Origin of the sequence: Psychrobacter sp. TB55-MNA-CIBAN-0194 (assembly GCF_040309505.1) — a bacterium.
Classification (GTDB): Bacteria; Pseudomonadota; Gammaproteobacteria; order Pseudomonadales; family Moraxellaceae; genus Psychrobacter; species Psychrobacter fozii.
In genome coordinates, this window is the sequence record NZ_JBEOOW010000378.1 from 1 (window position 1) to 265 (window position 265).

At 64.9% G+C, this 265-nt stretch carries 1 protein-coding gene; it reads left to right on the top strand.

The genetic code is table 11. The features are described from left to right. Positions 1-265, top strand: a 265-nt coding sequence (locus AAEY75_RS15540; protein ID WP_352260094.1) for a fe2+ zn2+ uptake regulation protein, incomplete at both ends; no start/stop codon positions are given.

Below are 265 nucleotides of genomic sequence, written 5' to 3' on the forward strand. Positions count from 1 at the left end.
GGCAAAGGCACACAGGCGTTCGGCAACGCGCCCGAACAGCAGGGCAACCAGCGCATCCGCCATTTGCTCAAGTGTTTCGGTTTGCGCACCAGCCTGATCCGGCTGAAGGTCATCGACGCCCTCCTCACCGCCGCCGACAACCAGCGCACCCTCGGGGTCCGCGGCGTGCACAGCCACTTGCTGGAGCTGGGCATTCCGTTGTCGTTTCTCAGCGTGCGCGAGGTGCTCAAGCGTCTGTGCAGCGAGGGCGTGATCACCCTGAACG